The sequence below is a fragment of the Mycobacterium sp. E3247 genome (genome assembly GCF_001667785.1).
Classification (GTDB): Bacteria; Actinomycetota; Actinomycetes; order Mycobacteriales; family Mycobacteriaceae; genus Mycobacterium.
On sequence record NZ_LZJG01000407.1, the window covers coordinates 1 to 1,001 of the forward strand.

Genomic DNA, 1,001 nt, shown 5'->3' on the forward strand with positions numbered 1-1,001 from the left:
CCCGGCGGGTGCTGTTGGAGGGGTGGGAGAAGTTCCACGAGCCCGTCGACCGCATCGTCTCGATCGGCGCCTTCGAGGCTTTCAAGATGGAGCGGTACGCCGCGTTCTTCGAACGCGCCCACAACATTCTTCCCGACGACGGCCGCATGTTATTGCATACCATTTTGACCTACACCCAGAAACAGCAGTACGAACGCGGCGTCCCCATCACGATGAATGATCTTCGATTCGCGCGATTCATTGGCACTGAAATTTTCCCGGGCGGACAATTGCCGGCGCAGGAAGACATCTTCAGGTTCGCCGGCGAAGCGGGGTTTTCCGTGCAGCAGGTCCAATTGCTGCAGGAGCACTACGAGCGCACACTCAATATCTGGGCGGCCAACCTGGAGGCCAACCGCAAGCAGGCGGTCGAGCTGCAGTCCGAAGAGGTCTACGGCAAGTACATGCACTACCTGACCGGCTGTGAGAACTTCTTCCGCAAGGGCATCAGCAATGTCGGGCAGTTCACCCTCGTGAAGTAGGTGGCGAGGGGCCGGGGACCGCTACTTTTCCAGCGTGAACTGGTCGACGTCCGTGTAACCCTGGCGGAACAGCTTCGCGCAGCCGGTCAGGTACTTCATGTAGCGGTCGTAGACCTCTTGCGACTGGATGGCGACGGCCTGCTCGCGATTGGCCTCGAGGGCGGCAGCCCAGGTCTCCAGGGTCCTCGCGTAGTGCAGCTGCAGCGAGTGGACCCGGGTCAGCTCGAAGCCGGCCGTGACCGCGTACTCGCCGACGGTCTGCGGTGTCGGCAGCCACCCGCCGGGGAAGATCTCGGTCAAGATGAACTGCGAGAAGTGCACGATCTCGTGGGTCAGCTTCATGCCCCGCGCCCGGGCGTCTTTGAAGGACGGGCGAACGATGGTGTGCAGCAACATCACCCCGTCGGACGGCAGCGCCTGGTAGGCCATCTTGAAGAAGCGCCCGTAGCGCTGGCGGCCGAAGTGCTCGAAGGCGCCGAT

2 protein-coding genes are annotated in these 1,001 nt (G+C 62.3%); one reads left to right on the forward strand and one right to left on the reverse strand.

All coding sequences use genetic code 11. The annotated features are described in order from the left end of the window. On the forward strand, positions 1-521 hold a 521-nt coding region (locus A9X04_RS21450; protein WP_231985791.1), incomplete at its 5' end, for a class I SAM-dependent methyltransferase. A gap of 21 nt (positions 522-542) precedes the next feature. On the opposite strand, the gene A9X04_RS21455 is transcribed toward A9X04_RS21450, so the two are convergent. Next, a partial coding sequence (locus tag A9X04_RS21455) for a class I SAM-dependent methyltransferase (protein WP_197509274.1) occupies positions 543-1,001 on the reverse strand: 459 nt, incomplete at its 5' end.